The sequence below is a fragment of the Agrobacterium leguminum genome, from assembly GCF_005144435.2.
GTDB classification, from domain to species: Bacteria; Pseudomonadota; Alphaproteobacteria; order Rhizobiales; family Rhizobiaceae; genus Agrobacterium; species Agrobacterium leguminum.
Map to the genome: position 1 here is coordinate 1,693,313 of NZ_CP120212.1, position 17,830 is coordinate 1,711,142.

The window sequence follows — 17,830 nt, forward strand, 5'->3', positions numbered from 1 at the left end:
CTCCGCCGCGAGAGGCAATGGCGGATATGCACCTGTGTTTCCCTCGCGCGCCCTCAATCGATGTCGCGAGTGCGAATGCCCGGAACTTGAAATTGGTCGGAAGATCGTGCTTGTTCACGGTCAGCAGGGCACGTGCGCGTCCCCGCCGGCCAACGAACTGTATCGAGGAGTAAGGCATGAAGAAACTCATCAACGATCCAGCCACCGTTGTGCGGGACATGCTCGAAGGCGTGGTGGCCCTCAGCCCCGCGACGGTCCTGCTTGCGGATGAGAATGTCGTTATCCGGTCTGGCCTTCTGGCCCCGGAAAAGCGCAGGGTGGCGGTGCTGTCGGGCGGTGGCAGTGGCCATGAACCAGCCCATGCGGGTTATGTCGGCGCGGGCATGCTCACCGTTGCGGTGGCAGGCGATGTCTTCACCTCGCCAAGCACCGATGCGGTTCTTGCCGGCATCAGGGCTGCGGCCGGACCCGCCGGCGCTCTGGTTATCGTCAAGAACTACACCGGCGATCGGCTGAATTTCGGATTGGCGGCCGAGCTGGCGCGAGCTGAAGGAATTCCGGTCGAGATCGTGGTCGTTGCCGATGACGTTGCGTTGAAGGACACAGTTCCCGACGATCGCCGCCGGGGTATTGCAGGCACAGTGCTTGTGCACAAACTCGCCGGCGCGGCCGCGGAGCAGGGGCTTCCCCTTCAAGAGGTGGCCCGCATCGCCCGGGAAGCCGCCGGAAAATTGTCCTCCATGGGAATATCGCTGGGGTCCTGCACGCTCCCTGCCGTCGGCAGGCCGGGCTTTGTCCTTGGCGACGCTGAAATCGAAGTCGGGCTCGGCATCCATGGCGAGCAGGGCGTCCGGCGGATGTCCATCGCATCGGCGGACGAGCTCGTGAAGCTGGTCCTCGAGACGATCGAAGCCGATGGCAGGCTGAAGAGCGGAGACCGGGTTGCGCTTCTGGTCAACGGACTGGGATCGACGCCGCCAATGGAACTTGCGGTCGTGGCGCGATCCGCCGTCACACGCCTGGAAGCAAAGGGCGTCGTGGTCGAACGGGCATGGGCGGGTACCTTCCTCTCCGCCCTCGACATGCCCGGCTTTTCCCTGTCGGTCATGCATGTGGACGACGCAATGCTCAACCTCATGGATGCGCCAACAGACGCCGGCGCATGGCCGCGCGGCGGTGCGGTGAACCGCAACCGCGTCTTGCCTTCGGCAGGTGTCGAGAAGAGCGTGACTGCGGAAATCAGGATAACTGCCGCCGGTGAGCGACTGCGTTCTGCGGCGGAGCGGGTCGCCCGAGCCCTGATCGTCGCAGAGCCTAAACTGACGCAGCTCGACAGTGTTACGGGCGACGGTGACCTTGGGACAAGCATGGTGCGAGGCGCCGAAGCAATATTGGCGCTGCCCGGGGAGAGCTTCGCAGATGTGTCCGGTGGCTTGATGGCGATGGCAAACGCGATGCGGAAGGCAATCGGTGGAAGCTCCGGCCCCTTTTACGCCACGGGCCTGATGCGCGCTTCGCGCCATCTTGCCGGGATCGAAAAGCCGACGGCCCAAAAGATGGCGGAGGCGTTCGTGGCTGCCGTTCTCGCGGTCTCGGAACTCGGTGGTGCGAAACCGGGGGACCGTACGATGATAGATGCGCTTCATCCGGCGGCAGAGACATTCCGGGACAAGCTCGCAGCCGGAGCTTCGGCCGACGTGGCCTGGCGATCCGCCTCGGCGGCAGGCATCGCAGGCGCCGAGGCGACGGCGTCGATGAAGCCGCGGCTCGGGCGCGCGAGCTATCTTGGCGAGCGGGCTATAGGACATCCCGATGCGGGAGCGGTCGCCGTCAGCATCTGGCTTGAAGCAATCGGGAACGATTAGCGTCGATGGGCGGCGGGCCGGATGAGAAAGCGGATTGCCGCCGTGGCCGCGACGCTCAGATGCGCCGCGCCTTGATCGTGTTCATGACGAAGCTGGTCTCGATGGTCTCGACGCATTTCAGCTTTGCAATCTTGTCCTTGATGAAACGCTCGTAATCCTCCAGCCCACCGCACATGACCTTGAGCATGTAGTCTCTCGGACCCGTGACCAGATGACATTCGAGAACCTCGTCCCAGTCAAGAACGGCCGCCTCGAACATCCGGATTTCGTCATCGTGCTGGCGGCTTAGGCGGACGGACGCAAGGGCGGTCATGGTCCATCCCTCGATTGCCGGATTGATGATCGCGGAGTACCCTTTGATGGCGCCCATCTCCTCCAGGCGTCGAAGCCGCCGCAGGCACGCCGATGCGGACAGTCCAACCCGCTCGGCAAGTTCGTTGTTCGTGATCCGCGCATCGGCAGACAATTCCTTGAGTATCCGCCTGTCGATCGGGTCTGCAATTTTTTGCGACATAAATGACCGTTCTCCGCAATATATTGCTTCATGAGACAACTCGACGCTTCAGAATGCAAGGTATTTTGGTTTCACTGCGTGTAACCTGCAGGTAGTTCAACGCCAGCTGAGGGATCATCGGAAATGACCGCGCCGCATCCGTCCAAAACCCATATCGGCAACCACGCTCTCCATCCTGAAACCCAGATGCTCAATTACGGTTATGATCCGGAATTGTCGGAGGGCGCCGTAAAGCCTCCCGTGTTCCTGACATCGACCTTCGTTTTCAAGTCGGCGGAAGACGGGCGCGACTTCTTCGACTACGTCTCCGGGCGCAAGGAGCCGCCGGAGGGCAGGGGCGCGGGCCTCGTCTATTCGCGCTTCAACCATCCGAACAGCGAGATCGTCGAGGATCGTCTTGCCGTTTATGAGCGCACGGAGAGCTGTGCGCTGTTCTCCTCGGGCATGTCCGCCATTTCAACAACGCTTTTCGCCTTTGTGCGGCCCGGTGACACCGTGCTCCATTCCCAGCCGCTGTATGGCGGCACGGAGACCCTGCTGGCCAAGACCTTCCATAATTTCGGCGTCTCGGCGGTGGGGTTCGCCGATGGTGTCAGCGAGACCTCGGTGATGGCTGCCGCAGAAGAGGCGATGGCGAAAGGCAGGGTCTCCGTCATCCTCATCGAGACCCCCGCCAATCCGACAAACAGCATTGTCGATATTTCGATGATGAGCCGGGTCGCCGACGTGATCGGTAAAAGGCAGGGGCACAGGCCGATCATCGCCTGCGATAATACGCTTCTCGGCCCGGTGTTCCAGCGGCCCATCGAATACGGTGCGGACATCTCGCTCTATTCGCTGACGAAGTATGTTGGCGGGCATTCCGACCTTATTGCCGGGGCAGCTCTCGGCCGGAAGGATATCATGAAACAGGTGAAGGCGTTGCGTGGAGCAATCGGCACGCAGCTCGATCCGCACTCGTGCTGGATGCTCGGACGTTCCCTTGAGACGCTGCAGATCCGGATGGAGCGGGCGGACAGCAACGCCAGGGTCGTGGCGGAATTCCTGAATGCGCATCCCAAGGTCGAGAAGATCCATTACCTGCCGTTCAGCGATCCGGCATCCGCGGTTGGCAGGGTGTTTGCCGCCCAATGCACCGGCGCGGGATCGACCTTCTCGTTCGACATCGTCGGCGGGCAGGCCGCATCTTTCAAATTCCTCAATGCGCTCAACATATTCAAACTCGCGGTAAGTCTCGGCGGCACGGAGTCTCTTGCCTCTCACCCCGCAACGATGACGCATTCGGGAGTTCCTGCCGATGTCCGCCAGCGCATCGGTGTGCTGGATTCCACGATCCGGCTGTCAATCGGCATCGAACATCCCGACGATCTTGTCGCCGACCTGACCCTTGCCCTGGATCAGGCCTGACGAAAACAGGAACGCCGCTTACCCCACGCGCCACAGAAATGATTGAAGGCTGCCCTCAGGTTACAAACCTGGATAGGGTCACTCACGGTCGCGTTGCGCGGCTCGCTTTCCAACGCCGCCGATTTGCGGCATTACGTGTTATGAAGTGAAGTGTGCAAGATGAATGTGTCGGGGGGCGCATGAAACTCAGGAGCCAGATTCTCGCATTGGCCATCGGGCCTCTCGTTCTTGCGATTATCGTCATCACAGCGCTGATTACGTGGCAGTCCATGACGTTGGCGCGCACGAGCATCGATGCGTTCGAACGCAACATGCTCGCTGCAAAGGAGGCTGAACTCCTTAACCTCACCAATCTTGCCCTTTCGGCGATCCGCTCGGTCTATGACAGGGCAGGGCCTGATGACGAGGCCGCGAAGGAAGAGGTCAAGCGCATCCTGACCGGTCTCGATTACGGCACTGACGGCTATTTCTTCGTCTATGACTATGACGGGCTGAACGTGGTCCATCCGCGACAGAATTTCCGTCCGGGGAACAACTGGCTTGATCTCCACGATCCCGATGGCAACCGGGTGATCTACGATCTGATCGTCGAGGCGAAAAAGGGGGGAGGGCTGGTCCAGTACAAGTGGGAAAAGCCCTCCACCAAAAAAATGGCCGACAAGCTTTCCTTTGCGGCCGGCCTCGACAAATGGCGCTGGATGATAGGTACCGGCGTTTACCTCGACGACGTTTTTGCGACGACGGCGGCGGCGAAGGAGGAGTTGCGGCATTCTATCACCTGGAACTTCCTGATCGTCGCCCTGTTTGCGGTTCCCGCCGTATTGCTGGTCTTTGCCACCTGCATGCTGCTCAATCTGCGCCAGCAGCGGCTGGCGGATGGTCGGCTCAAGGAATTGATGCAAAGGATCATCGATACCCAGGAGGAGGAGCGTCTGCGCATTGCCCGGGAGCTGCATGACGGCATTTCCCAAAATCTCGTCGGCGTGCGTTTTGCGATCGATCTCGCGCGGCGCAAGGTCACGCCGGATAATGTCGGCGCTGTCGAGGCAATCGGCAAAGGCGCCATTGCGCTGAACGAAGCGATCAAGGAAGTCCGCCGCATCTCCCACGATCTTCGCCCGCGTGTCCTCGACGATCTGGGGCTGACGGCAGCTCTGGAATCCCTGATCTCGAGTTTTTCCGAACGCACGGGAATTGCGGCGACGCTTGAATCCGTGGCCTTCAAGCATATGCTTGTCCCGGAGGCACGGGTTGCGCTTTACCGTGTCGCACAGGAGGCGCTGACCAATATCGAGCGCCATGCCGACGCGACGCAGGTCGCAATCCGGTTTTCCAGCCGCGATGAACGGGTCCAGATGGATGTCAGCGACAATGGCCGTGGATTTCCGGCCGTTCGGACAGAGAACGGGATGCCGGCGAGCAAGGGGCTCGGTTTGAGAAACATGCAGGAACGCATGACGCATTTCGGGGGCAGGCTGGATGTCGAAAGCTCCGCCAGGGGAACCGTTCTGCGGGCGGTGCTGCCCATCACAGCCATGAAGGATCGCAATAGCGGCCTACAGGAGGCCGCCGAGTGACCGTTCATCCGATCCGTGTGTTGTTGATCGACAACCATCCTCTGGTTCTGGATGGATTGAGGGCCGTCCTCGAGACTTATGAGCATCTCGCAGTCGTTGGAACCGCGGTGTCCGCCATGGCCGGTATCGACGCGGCTGTCGCCACGCGGCCCGATGTGGTGCTGATGGATATCAATATGCCGCAGATCAATGGCATCGATGCCTTGGAATTGTTCAAGGAAAAACAGCTTTCCGCCCGGGTGCTGATGCTGTCGATGCATGACAGCCGGGAATATATATCGACCTCGGTCATGTATGGTGCGGCCGGTTACATTCTGAAGGATGTGGCGACCGAAGAAATAGTCGCCGCAATCGAAACCGTGGCTGCCGGCGGCACCTATTTTTCCTCTGGCGTTCGCGATGTGCTGATGGAGGGGTCTTCGGGCAGGCTGAAGGCGCTGACGACACGCGAGCAGGAAGTTCTGTTGCTGATCGCGCGCGGAAAGAGCAATCGCGACGCTGCCCTGGCGCTCGACATCGCCGAGCGCACGATGGAAACCCATCGCAAGAATATCAAGAGGAAACTGGATATAGCGACGACTGCCGGTCTCATCCGCTATGCGATCGATAACGGGCTTATCAAAGAATAGCCGCTAGAGGTCCGAGGCCCCGGAATGTCGCCATCCAGGGGCCTCGGTAAAGTCTATGTCGGCTTATTTGCCGGCCGTCTGCATGGCATAGCCGTAGCTGTCATAGGTATATTCGGCAACGCGGAACCATTCGAAGCTCTCGTCGCGGAACTTCTTCCAGCCCGGATAGATCTTGGCCCATGCGGGATGCTTCTGCGTGTACTCGTCATAAAGCTCGAAGGTCGCCTTGTAGGCGGCGTCGAGCACATCGCGGGGCAGCGGGCGAAGCTGCGTGCCCTTGGAAACCAGCGAGCGGATCGCATCCTTGTTCTTGACGTCGTACAGCGCCTGCATGTTGATGTTGGCGGCCTTGCAGGCGGTGTCGAGCGCTGCCTTGTATTCATCAGGCAATGCTGCGTATTGGTCCTTGTTGACGAAGAAGTGGATCGTCAGCCCACCTTCCCAGAACGCGGGATAATAGTAATAAGGCGCGATCTGGTAGAAGCCGAGCTTTTCGTCGTCATAGGGACCGACCCATTCCGCGGCATCTATGGTGCCCCGTTCCAGCGCCGGATAGATGTCGCCGCCCGGAAGCTGCTGCGGCACCGCGCCAAGCTTGGCGAGCACCTGTCCCGCGACGCCGGCAATACGCATCTTGAGGCCCTTGATATCCTCGATGCTCTTGATCTCCTTGCGATACCAGCCGCCCATCTGGGCGCCCGTCGCTCCACCGGGAATGCCGATGACGCCGTAATCGGAAAGGAATTCGTTGTAAGCCTCGTTGCCGCCGCCATGGTAGAGCCATGCGTTCTGCTGGCGGGCGTTCAGGCCGAAGGGGATGGTCGAACCGATGGCGAATGTCGGATCTTTCCCGGTGAAATAATAGCCGCAGGTATGGGAAATCTCGACCGTATTGGCTTTTACGGCGTCGATGGCCTGGGCGCCGGGAACGATTTCACCGGCCTGGAAGACCTGGATTTCGAACTTGCCGCCCGTAATGGCCTTCAATGCATTGGCCATGACGACGGCGCCGCCATAGATCGTGTCCAGATTGTTCGGGAAGCCGGACGTGAGACGCCAGCGAATGGTTGGCAAAGACTGGGCTATGGCGGGTGTCGCAAGTGCCGAAGCAGCCGCAGCCGCCCCTGCAAGTACGCCGCCCGACAAGAGTTGTCTGCGACCTGGGTTGACCTTCATAGATTACCTCCTCCTATTGAACGTCAGCGATGTTTGTTGCGGCGGGCGCTTTTGCGCCCGGCCGATTGTCAGGGGGTGGCCGGCTTTCCGAAGCTCGGTGCGCTGTTGCCGGGTGCCGAGAAAGGATTGGCGAAGGGATCGGCGTCCGTTCCCGCACTCGGCATGGGAACGTTGATATGGACGGACGAAGGATCCGCCACCTTGGCGCCTGACTTGTAGTGCATCACGATGCCGGGGAAGGCGATGATGATGACGACCATGGTCAGCTGGATGAACAGATAGGGAATGGCGCCCAGATAGATCTGGGACGAGGTGACCGGTTGGATGGTCTGTCCCGTGATCCGGTCCTTATAGGCCCGCGTCGGTGCGACGGACCGCAGGAAGAACAGCGAGAAACCGAAGGGCGGGTGCATGAACGACGTCTGCATGTTGACCGCCAGCATCACACCAAACCAGATCAGGTCGATGCCAAGCGCATCGGCGACCGGCGCCAGCAGCGGGATGATGATGAAGGCCAGCTCGAAATAATCGAGGAAGAAGGCCAGGAAAAAGACCAGCAGGTTGGCGACGATCAGGAAGCCGATCTCGCCGCCCGGGATCGACGTCATCAGATGCTCGACCCAGACGTGGCCGTTCACGCCATAGAAGGTCAGGGAAAAGACGCGCGCGCCGAGCAGGATGAGCAGCACGAAGGACGACAGCTTTGCCGTGGCGTGGAGCGACTGCTGGATCAGGCCGAAATTGAGCTTGCGGTTGGCAAGCGCAAGGGCGAGCGCGCCGACAGCACCCATGGCGCCGCCTTCCGTGGGGGTGGCGATCCCGAGGAAGATCGTGCCGAGCACGAGGAATATCAAGACGAGCGGCGGCACCAGCGAGGTGATGACCTTGAGCAGCAGCTTGGTACCGCGCAGGGTCCGCGCCTCCAGCGGCAGGGCCGGGACTTTCGCAGGGCTGATGATCGAGGTCACGATGATATAAAGCGTATAGGCCGCCACGAGCATCAGACCCGGAACGAGCGCGCCCTTGTACATGTCGCCCACCGAACGGCCGAGCTGGTCGGCCAGCACGATCAATACGAGGCTGGGCGGGATGATCTGCGCCAGTGTGCCGGAAGCCGCGATCGTGCCGGCGGCGACCTTGCGGTCATAACCATAGCGCAACATGATGGGAAGCGAGATGAGGCCCATCGAGATAACCGAGGCGGCGACGACGCCGGTGGTGGCGGCCAGAATTGCCCCGACGAAGATCACGGCAAACGCAATGCCGCCGCGGACCGGTCCAAACAGCTGGCCGATCGTGTCCAGCAAATCCTCCGCCATACCGCTCTTTTCAAGAATGAGCCCCATGAAGGTGAAGAACGGTATCGCCAGCAGCGTTTCGTTCGACATCTGGCCGAATATGCGATCGGGAATGGCCTGGAACAGCGTCGCCGGCAGCAGGCCGAGTTCGATCCCGATGAAGCCGAAGAAAAAGCCTACAAAGGCCAGCGCGAAGGCCACGGGATAGCCGAGCAACAGCACGATGATGAGCGCCGCAAACATGATGGGCGCGAGATTTTCCGCAATGAATGCCATTATTGTTTTTCCTTCGATCAGAGCATTGCCGCTGCGGCATCGGCCTCTGCAACGGGATCGGGGATATCGCCGCGCAGGATCGCGACACGCTTGATGAGTTCCGAAACGCCCTGAATGGCGAGGAGGCTGAAGCCAATCGGTATCAGCGCCCAGACGGGCCATTGAATGAGGCCGCCCGTGTTGTTTGAAACCTCACCGGAAGCAAGTTTCTGCAGAAACACCGGCCAGGAGAGATAGACCGTGATGAGGCAGAAGGGCATGAGAAAGAAGATGGTCCCGAGTATGTCGACCCACAGCTGCCCCTTGCGCGGAAGATTTCCGTAGACCAGATCGACCTTCACATGCTCGTTGTTAAGAAGCGTGTAGGCGGCGGCGATCAGAAACACGGCGGAAAACAAATACCACTGCGATTCAAGCCAGGCGTTGGAACTCATCGAAAACGCCTTGCGCATGACGGCATTGATGGCGCTGATGAAAATAGCCGCGAGAAGCAGCCAGGAAATGCCTTTGCCAATGGCTGCATTGGCGGCATCGATGGCGCGCGAAACGGCCAACAGAAACTTCATGATATCCTCCCCGAAAGCGGCCGCGTACTCCTCAATACGTGTGTGACCGCCATAATTCGGGCAGGATAACCACGGTGGCCTGACGCTCAAGGGCGCGCGCCGGCGAATTTCCTGAGACGTACCGAGAACTGGGTATGAGCAAGACCAAAACCCGCATCGGGGCTTAATTTCGCTTCCCGCTGCCGGCCCAAATGCGTGGTTGCACGGTCAGCTACCATGTCACTATTTGGCTGCGGTCGCCTCTTTTACCGCCAGCTCCGCCATGGCGAGTGCAGCATCGCGGGTTCTGGCCGCCGCGACAAATCGACCGTTGTGGCAAAAGCTCGCGCCTTCGACGCCGCAAACCGCTTCCAGATCTTTGTCCGTCAGGCCGGCCCAGGCCGCCGGCAGATCCGCCCGCAGTTCAAAGCCTTCATCCGCGCGGCGGATGCCCGTCAGGCACCAGTCGTTGTTGCGTGGATGAACGACGAAGAGCAAATGGTCGGCACCCGCCTTCTTGATGGCGGGCCGAAACGGCATTCCCATCGGCAGTTCCAGAATATGTCCCTCGCCGGCATCCACGATAGCCTGGCTCACGAGCGCTTCAGCTCGCAATTTCGCGGCGCTGTTGGCAATCTTTGCCTCCACGAAGCTGCGGGCGATGGCCAGCGCCGCGTGGAAACTGCGATTGTCCGCTTCGGGATCTGTCTCGTCGAAAACAGGTTTCAGAGTTTCTAGCAGGACTGGCAGGATCAGCCCGGCGAGTGCCCCCGCGGTGGAGGGGCTGAGCGCGCCATTGTCGACCAGATCGACCGGCAGCACGAAGCCGGCATCGAAAGAGGCGTGAACGGTTTCGATATGGTCTTCAGGAACGCCGAAGGCGGCAAGATAATCGCGGCCGAAATGCTTCCAGATCAGTCCGAACGAACTATAGGGCTGACCGTCCTCCCGCAACGGTGCGCCGCGCTGGTGGTGATCGAAGGCGCCCTTCGCCGCGTCATAAACACCGCCGACGTCATAGACGATGCGGTCTGCGCCAGGTGCGATCCATTCGGGCGCCCTGCTGCGGATCAGGCGTGCCTGCGGGAAAAGCCGGGTCAGCACGACGCTCGACAGCAGTTCGTCGGCATGGAAGCCACCGGAATGGGTGACGAGGAAGTCCGGGATCATGTCAGGATGCGCCTTGTTGCTTGCGGAAGCTCCGCCTGGGAGTGGCACCTGATACCCTTTGCCGGACTGCATCTCAACCCGCCATTCGCCATGGAGGCAAAAAGCAACGATATGCTGGACGTCGTGATCTGAATGAAAGGCGATTTGTCACCGCGTTTCAAGCCGTTTTCAGGATCGACAGGTTGGGTGCCGACCGGTCATTCCCGCTTGTTTTCCAGCGGTCAAAGGCGGCGCGTCCGAGAATGGCGACCGAGGTGTCCTCCTGGGGAGCATGGACGAGAACCGACTGGATATCGCGGAAATGCCGCTCGAGGCCGAGATCGGCGTTGAGGCCGGGATTGCCGATGCCGCGAACGGCTATCTGGACGGCGTCGCGGATTTGCCGGCCGGCGAGAAGCCGGGCCCTTATCAGGTGTTCCGCATCGCCGATATGGTTTGCGAGCGCGCCAAAGATGATCTGCCGGGCGCCGGAGACCAAAAGGTCGATCTCGCCCGAAAGCGTGACAAAACGTTCTGTCCGCGCAATGGCATGGCCCAGATTGGCGGGCACGCGTTCATGCGCGAAGCGAATGAACGCTTCCTGAGCGGCCTCAGCCGCACCCAGATAGATTGCGGTCAGCGCAAGCGTCATCGCCGCGTGGCCGCGATTATCCTGCTGGGCAACGGAGGGATCAACGAGCTCAAGCACATTTTCTGCCGGGATTTCAACGTCGGCATATTCGACATCGTGCGAACCGGTCGCCCGCATTCCGAGGCTCTTCCAGTTCTCTATGATCTTGATGCCGGGCAGGCCATTGGGCACGACGAAGGTGCCGACGCGAGCCTGAGCCTCGTCGGTGTGCGCCCAGACGAGGAAGTGCGTGAGGCCGTGTGCGCCCGTCACGAAGCGCTTGCGGCCCGTGATCGACCAGCCATTTGCCGTCCGGTGCGCACGCGTGGCCGGCAATCCGCCACGGGCCGGCGAGCCCAGCTCGGGCTCCACACGCGCGGCGTTCAGCAGCAGCGGCTGGTGTTTGGCCCTGGAAAGAAGGTCCCTGTAAAGTCCGTCGGGCCAATGGCCCTTCGCCGCCTGTCCCAGATGAGTAAAGATCGTCATCGCGCTGATGAGCGCCACAGAGGGATCGCCGCGTCCCAACGCCGCCAGAATATGGGCTGCGGTACTCAAGGTTCCTCCCGGGCCGCCGTAACGCGTGGCCACGGTGCTCTCGAGAAGTCCAGCCTGATGAACGGCGCGAATACCGGCCCAGGGAAACTGACCGGTCTGATCCGCATCCGGTGCGGCTTCGGAAACGGCGCGCACGGCGGCGTCAAGTGCGGTGGGATCATAGGACATGCGGTAACGGCTTTCTGAAGGTCGGCGGGCGGGATCATCCGTTGCGGGCGTGGATGATCCCTGTCCTGGAAGAAGAGGTGGATGGGTCCGACGGCGTGGCCGGACCGCCGTGATCAGGCGGCTGCCTTCTTCTTTGCCTCTTCGCGTTCACGAATGCCCTCGCGGACGAGGGGCAGGATGTATCGCCCGTAGTCGACGGCATCGTTATAATTGTCATATCCACGGATCGAAATCAGATCGGCGCCGAGATCGATATAGTCGAGAATGGAGTCGGCGATGGTGCGCGGCGATCCGACCAGAGCGGTTGTTGCGCCGCTTGCATTGGTCGCGGTGACCGTCGGATACCACAGTGCGCGGTCATGGACATCGCCACGTTTGGCGATATCGAGCAGGCGCTGGGAGCCGATATTGGCGGGCGGTGTTGCGTTGACCGGCGCGCGAGAAAGACCCTTCTGGCGGTTCTCGTTCAGACGGTCGAGAACCCTGTGCGCCTTATCCCAGGCCAGTTCATCCGTTTCAGCCACGATTGGCCGGAAGGTAACCCAGATGCGCGGGCGATCGGTTCGGCCGGCTTTTGCGGCCTCGGCATAGATACGGTCGATCTGCTGCTTGGTTTCAGCCAGCGGTTCGCCCCAGAGTCCGAAAATGTCGCACAGCGAGCCGCCGATACGATAGGCGGCATCCGATGAGCCGCCGAGCGAAATCGGGATCAGGCCGTTGGTGGGGCGCACGGCGCTGCGAAACTGCTTGAACTGGTAATATTTGCCGTCGAAATCGAATGGCTCGGTCGAGCTCCAGGCAAGGCGGAGAATGCGGATATATTCTTCCTGTCGTTCGTAACGCTCTTCCTTGTTGAGGAAATCTCCCTCACGCGCCTGCTCCTCGTCGCTGCCGCCCGCGATGAAGTGGACGACGACGCGCCCGCCGCTCAACTGGTCGAGCGTGGCGAGGGATTTGGCGGCAACCGTCGGATAAACGGTGTTGGGCCGGAGCGCGACGATGATCTTGATGTTCTTCGTATGCGCAAGCACCGTCGCGCCCAGTGTGAAAGGATCGAATGAGGAAGAGGAATAGGGGATGAGCGTGTAGTTGAAACCGTAATCGTCCAGCGCACGCGCATAACGTTCCAGGAAGAGCGGATCGACCGGAGCATCCGGGATGGGGTTCAGATCATTGGACGCGTTGGGAAAGCTGACGCTGATGAATTCCGCAGCCATGGGAGCTCCTTGGTGTTTCTGGGTGTCGGGTAAAAGCTAAAGCCGGCATGGCATATGAGGAAGACAGGTCTTTCTATTTCTATGGAAAATGTAGAAAATATTGCCTGACTATGCTGGCGGTCTAGAACCCTGGATTGCCGCCTGTTCCGGCTCTCGGTGATCGGAAGCGGGTTTCCACCCAAGAGAGGGGGCAACCGTTGTCGCAAGATCGGTGAGCAATCTTATGTTTTCGGACAGTCCGAAAGCGGGAGGCAGAAACAGGACGAGTTCATCTGCGGCTGCCAGTCCCGGGTCGCTCAACACCGCCTCTATGACAGCATCCGGTGTGCCTTGAAAGACCGGAGAAATCATCGCGCCAACCGGCTGGCCGGCAGGAGCCAGCGCACCCTTTGGGCGTGAGGCGGCAATTCCCGCCGTGCGGCGCTCAAGATCGTAGGCCGCGTATTTCTCGCGCAGCTCCGGGGTGGTGCCGACCAGAACGGAAGCTGCAACGGCGACCGGCGGCGGCGTCGTTTTCCAGATGCGAAGCCAGTGGGTGCGATAGGCATCGATGATCCGCGCCTGATATTGACCGAAAGTCTCGCCTTCCTCCTGATCGTGAAGGACGGTTCCTGAAATCAAGCCGATCCCGAGTTCGGCGGCCTGTATCGCTGAATCGAGGCTGGCGGAGCCTTGGCGGATGCGGCTGCGAAGGGTGGGGCTATGTGGCGTTACCCGCAACTCGGCTCCGGCAGGTGCGCCCGTGTCCCGCTCCGTAACGATGTGCAGAAGATCGCCGGCAATGGCGGCGAGGAAGCGCGACTGGCGCCGCTTTGCCTCTGTCCGGGCATCGGTGTCGACGGTTCCGAAAACGGCGTCGAAGGCGCCGTTGGCTCCGGTCGAAATGGCAAGTTCGAGCCGGCCGTCGATCAATAGGTCGGTCGTTCCCGCCGCCTCGGCCAAAAGGATCGGGTCCTGATAACGCATCGGGATGACGGCGGAGCCAAGTGTGATGTGCCGCGTATGCTGGCCGACTGCCGCAAAGAAAGGTAACGGGGAAGAAAGATAATGGTCGAAGTGACGCTGATAGGCCCAACCTGACTGATAACCCAGCCTTTCCGCCTGCCTGAACAATTCTATGCCCTGCCGCAACCCCTGTGCCGGACCGTCATCGTCGTTGAACGACACCCGCGTATTGAAGCCAAGCCGCTGTTTCGGTCGAAACAACGCGGGAAGGTCGCGGGAAGCTGCTGCAATATTCATGCGAGTTGCTCCTTGCGCAGAGCGTGCCGGACCGCGGGAACGCGAACCGTCCCGGCAATGCCCGACGGGATGGAGTTCAGCAGGGACGCGGTATATTCGTGTCTCGGATTGCCGAAAATCTCGGTGACGGCTCCATGCTCGACGATGCGTCCCCGCTGCATCACCGAAACGCTGTGCGCAAGTTGCCGGACCAGGGCGAGGTCGTGCGAAACGAAAACATAGGTCAGGCCGAGCTTGGCCTGCAGGGACAGCAGAACCTCGACGATATCCGCCTGCACGCTGACATCGAGAGCGGATGTGGGTTCGTCCAGCACGATCACGTCCGGTTTGAGGACCAGCGCACGGGCGATTGCCACACGCTGCCGCTGCCCGCCGGAGAGGGCCGACGGTTTGCGCTCCAGGAGGTGCTCGCTCAGGCCGACATTCGCGAGAGCTTCCCGTACCCGCTCGGAGCGCTCTTTCGGCGTCCCGATCTCGAACCGGTCGAGTGGTTCACGCACAAGCTGCCCCACCTTCCATGTCGGGTCGAGTGACGTAAACGGGTTCTGGTAAACCAGCTGAAGATGCCGCCAGACGGACCGGAGCGAAGCCTGGCTTTTGCTCGTGACGGTCTCGTCGGCAACCGTGATCGTGCCGCTTTCAGGCTCTTCGAGCCCCAGCAGCAGGCGGATCGTCGTGGTCTTGCCGGAGCCGGATTCGCCGACGAGGGCATGGGTTGTGCCCGCCGGAACCGTAAACGAAATATCGTCCACCGCCGTCAGGGTTTTGCCATCGACGGTGAAGCGCTTGGTGACGCCGTTGACGGCGATCTTTGGCGATTTGTCGCTCTCGAGAAGGCTGAACCCCGGATCGCGGAATTTGGCATAACGCTCCGGGTTGAGCGCGGGCACGTCGCCATGGAGCTTTTTGGCATAGGGTGAGGAGGGGGAGGAAAAAACGGCCGACGTCCTGCCTGCTTCCTGCACGACGCCGTTCTTCAGCACGACGAGATTGTCTGCCCTCTCCGCCGCTATTGCGAGGTCGTGGGTAATGAGAAGCAGGCTGATATTCAGCTCATCCCGAAGGCGGGAGAGAAGATCAAGGATGCGCTTCTGGATCGTTACGTCCAGCGCCGAAGTTGGCTCGTCCGCCACCAGCAGTGCAGGGCGGGGCAATATTGCGAGCGCGATCAGCACGCGCTGCAACATCCCGCCGGACAGTTGATGTGGATAGGAATCGTAGATCCGTTGCGGATTGTCGAGGCCCACCTTGGCGAATGTTTCGAGAATAAGTGTCTTGCGGATCGAAGGGTTGGCTTCTTCCGTCAGCGCTGCGGCCTCTAGCGCCTGCGAGCCGATTGTTCTTACCGGATTGAGAGAGTTGCCCGGATCCTGCGGCACGAAGCCGATTTCACGGCCGCGAAACGGCCTGAAACGCCGTTCCGGCAGTGCGAGAATGTTCTGCCTGTCGAAAACGACCTGACCCGTGGCGTTCGCACCGTTGGGAAGAAGCCGCAGCACGGCTTTCGCGATTGTCGACTTTCCAGAACCGGATTCCCCGATGAGGGCAAGGCTTTCGCCGCGCCCGATTTCGAAACTGACATTATGGACGACTTCCTGCCGCCCGTAGGAAACGGCAAGATTTTCGACCGCGAGGAGGGGCGTCGCGTGTTGCGGAGACGCTGCCACGAACTCGGGACGGATTGGCGCTGTTTTCAGTGCGATTTGCGAAGCCATCGGCTGATCCTGTTGACAGAGAGGACGGTCACGATCGTAACGAACGCGGGCGCATAAACGAGCCAGGGCCATTTGAGGTAGTCCTTGCCGATTGAAATCAGCAGGCCCCAGTCGGAGGAAGGCGGAGGGTCGCCGTAGCCGAGGAAGGCGAGGCTGGCGATCACCAGAATGGACTCGCCGAATTGCAGCACGGCCAGCGGCAGCATCGAGCGGGATGCGTTTGGAAGGACGTGTCTCAAAACGATGTAGCGGCGCGAGCCACCCGAGAGAAAGGACGCCTCCACGAAGGTCGCCTGACGGGTCTTGATGACCTCGGAGCGAGCCACGCGGGCGAAGAAGGCGATGGCCGATATGCCTGTCGCAATCGCCGCATTGATCGTTTCGAAGCCGATGGCCGTGACGATGATGACCGCGAGCAGGAACTTCGGGATGGACAGCAGCACGTCGACAAAACGCGCAAAGACGATATCCACCCAGCCGCCGAAAAATCCGGCGAGCAAACCGATCAACCCGCCGATGAAGACGCCGATGACGACAGCGACCAGGGCGCTCGATACGGATGATGCTGTGCCATAAACGACCCGTGTATAGAGATCGCGCCCCAGATGATCGGTGCCGAACCAATGCGCTAAACTTGGCGCAAGAAGCTTGTCGGCCGGAACGCCGTTGATCGGGCTCTGGCTGGTGAACAGTTGCGGCGCAATCGACCAGGCGACGACGATGGCGATGACGAGGAGGGAAAGGGCGACGGTTGCAGTGATGTTGAGAGCTTTCAGCTTCTCGACCGGATTGCTGCCGGAGACCGGGTTGGAGATAAGGCTCATGGCTTGGCCCCCGTTTCAAGGCCAAGCGGCGTGTCGTCGGCGGTTGCCAGACGCCGCTTTCGGCCAACGATAATTTTCACCCGCGGATCGAGCAGCGGATAGAGAAGATCGGCGATGAGGTTGACGACGACGAAGACCACGGCTCCCAGCGAGACGATGGCCTGCAGGACAGGCAGGTCTTGCGTGCTGACGGAGCGCTGTACGAGACTGCCGATGCCGGTGCGGCCGAACACGGTTTCCGTGATCAGCGAGTTGCCCAGAAGCTCGCCCACGGTCAGGGCGATAACCGTCACCACCGGTAGCGACGCGGGTTTGAGCAGATGTGTCGTGAAAAGCCGCTTCGGCCCGATGCCGCGGCTGCGGGCAACCGCCGCGTAATCCTGCTCCGCTTCATGATCGAGATTGGCGATCAGGACTTCCGCGATCTGTGCGGAAAACGGTATGCCGATGGTGATCGCCGCAAACAGTGTCGCCCAGAAGCTGTCGGGCTCGATGACCCGGAACAGCCTCAGCTGAAAACCGAAGAGATGGATCAGAAACAGGCCGATGACGAAATTGGGTGTCGACAGGAACAGCGAGGGGAAGGCCCGCAGCAGCCCCTGCCCATATCGTTTCGGCACGACCTGTGTGCCATAGGCAACGGCGAAGGCGAGGATCAAGGCGACCGTCAGCCCGGCGGAGGCCAGAACCAGTGTCGATGGCAGCACCTCGGCAATCAGGGTCGCGACGGGTCGATTGGAGCGCATGGAAATGCCGAGGTCGCCCGTCAGGAATGCCGACAGGGAGTGCCAGAGCTGCACGACGATCGGCCTGTCCAGCCCCTGTGCAGCAATGATCTCGGCGATCTCCTGCTCGGTGAAACCGTTCTGCGGGTTGCGCAGAACGCTGGTGATCGGGTCGCCAGGCAAAACGCTGACGACCACGAAGGTGAAGACATAGGCCAGAAGGATGACGACGATCGCCTGGCCGAGCCGCTTTGCGGCGTAGGTTAGGTAGGCATTGCTCATGCCGTCACCTCCTTGACGTTACTCGGTGGGTGCTG

General features: G+C 60.8%; 15 protein-coding genes. 4 read left to right on the forward strand and 11 right to left on the reverse strand.

What is annotated here, in order from left to right; translation table 11 throughout:
- Positions 1-176 precede the first annotated feature (176 nt).
- Positions 177-1,865 (forward strand): dihydroxyacetone kinase family protein, encoded by a 1,689-nt coding sequence (locus CFBP4996_RS22320; RefSeq protein WP_080853763.1) that lies wholly within the window; start codon positions 177-179, stop codon positions 1,863-1,865.
- Between the two features lie 55 nt (positions 1,866-1,920).
- Here the strand turns inward: CFBP4996_RS22320 and CFBP4996_RS22325 are convergent, their stop codons facing one another.
- Positions 1,921-2,379: an Lrp/AsnC family transcriptional regulator gene (locus CFBP4996_RS22325; protein ID WP_003521846.1), complete on the reverse strand. Its 459-nt coding sequence runs from the start codon at positions 2,377-2,379 to the stop codon at positions 1,921-1,923.
- Between the two features lie 123 nt (positions 2,380-2,502).
- Between CFBP4996_RS22325 and CFBP4996_RS22330 the strand changes: the two genes are divergently transcribed.
- From CFBP4996_RS22330 to mctR, 3 genes are all read left to right on the forward strand, one after another.
- Positions 2,503-3,786, forward strand: coding sequence for a cystathionine gamma-synthase family protein (locus CFBP4996_RS22330; protein ID WP_080853762.1), 1,284 nt, complete (start codon positions 2,503-2,505; stop codon positions 3,784-3,786).
- A 179-nt stretch (positions 3,787-3,965) separates the two neighbouring features.
- Complete coding sequence (mctS, locus tag CFBP4996_RS22335; RefSeq protein ID WP_065654905.1) at positions 3,966-5,363, forward strand: two-component system sensor histidine kinase MctS; 1,398 nt, start codon at positions 3,966-3,968, stop codon at positions 5,361-5,363.
- Positions 5,360-5,992 (forward strand): two-component system response regulator MctR, encoded by a 633-nt coding sequence (gene mctR, locus CFBP4996_RS22340; protein WP_059761235.1) that lies wholly within the window; start codon positions 5,360-5,362, stop codon positions 5,990-5,992. Before mctS ends, mctR begins: the two co-directional genes overlap by 4 nt.
- Positions 5,993-6,055: 63 nt before the next feature.
- Here the strand turns inward: mctR and CFBP4996_RS22345 are convergent, their stop codons facing one another.
- The 10 genes from CFBP4996_RS22345 to CFBP4996_RS22390 form a co-directional block, all read right to left on the reverse strand.
- Positions 6,056-7,168 carry a TRAP transporter substrate-binding protein gene (locus tag CFBP4996_RS22345; RefSeq protein ID WP_080853761.1) on the reverse strand — a complete coding sequence of 371 codons (1,113 nt, stop codon included), beginning with the start codon at positions 7,166-7,168 and terminating at the stop codon, positions 6,056-6,058.
- A gap of 68 nt (positions 7,169-7,236) precedes the next feature.
- Positions 7,237-8,745, reverse strand: a complete 1,509-nt coding sequence (locus CFBP4996_RS22350; RefSeq protein ID WP_162936123.1) for a TRAP transporter large permease — start codon at positions 8,743-8,745, stop codon at positions 7,237-7,239.
- 14 nt (positions 8,746-8,759) lie between these two features.
- Positions 8,760-9,308, reverse strand: a complete 549-nt coding sequence (locus CFBP4996_RS22355; RefSeq protein ID WP_059761233.1) for a TRAP transporter small permease subunit — start codon at positions 9,306-9,308, stop codon at positions 8,760-8,762.
- A gap of 222 nt (positions 9,309-9,530) precedes the next feature.
- Complete coding sequence (locus CFBP4996_RS22360) at positions 9,531-10,457, reverse strand: MYG1 family protein (protein WP_080853760.1); 927 nt, start codon at positions 10,455-10,457, stop codon at positions 9,531-9,533.
- 157 nt (positions 10,458-10,614) lie between these two features.
- Positions 10,615-11,790, reverse strand: coding sequence for an acyl-CoA dehydrogenase family protein (locus tag CFBP4996_RS22365; RefSeq protein ID WP_080853759.1), 1,176 nt, complete (start codon positions 11,788-11,790; stop codon positions 10,615-10,617).
- Between the two features lie 113 nt (positions 11,791-11,903).
- Positions 11,904-13,007 (reverse strand): LLM class flavin-dependent oxidoreductase, encoded by a 1,104-nt coding sequence (locus CFBP4996_RS22370; RefSeq protein WP_003521836.1) that lies wholly within the window; start codon positions 13,005-13,007, stop codon positions 11,904-11,906.
- Between the two features lie 108 nt (positions 13,008-13,115).
- Positions 13,116-14,249, reverse strand: coding sequence for an LLM class flavin-dependent oxidoreductase (locus CFBP4996_RS22375; protein WP_080853758.1), 1,134 nt, complete (start codon positions 14,247-14,249; stop codon positions 13,116-13,118).
- Positions 14,246-15,964, reverse strand: a complete 1,719-nt coding sequence (locus tag CFBP4996_RS22380; protein ID WP_080853757.1) for a dipeptide ABC transporter ATP-binding protein — start codon at positions 15,962-15,964, stop codon at positions 14,246-14,248. Before CFBP4996_RS22380 ends, CFBP4996_RS22375 begins: the two co-directional genes overlap by 4 nt.
- A complete protein-coding gene (locus tag CFBP4996_RS22385) occupies positions 15,943-16,788 on the reverse strand; it encodes an ABC transporter permease (RefSeq protein WP_080853756.1) in 846 nt (281 codons plus the stop codon). The genes CFBP4996_RS22380 and CFBP4996_RS22385 overlap by 22 nt, the downstream gene beginning before the upstream one ends.
- Positions 16,785-17,795, reverse strand: a complete 1,011-nt coding sequence (locus CFBP4996_RS22390; RefSeq protein WP_080853755.1) for an ABC transporter permease — start codon at positions 17,793-17,795, stop codon at positions 16,785-16,787. The genes CFBP4996_RS22385 and CFBP4996_RS22390 overlap by 4 nt, the downstream gene beginning before the upstream one ends.
- Positions 17,796-17,830: the final 35 nt, after the last annotated feature.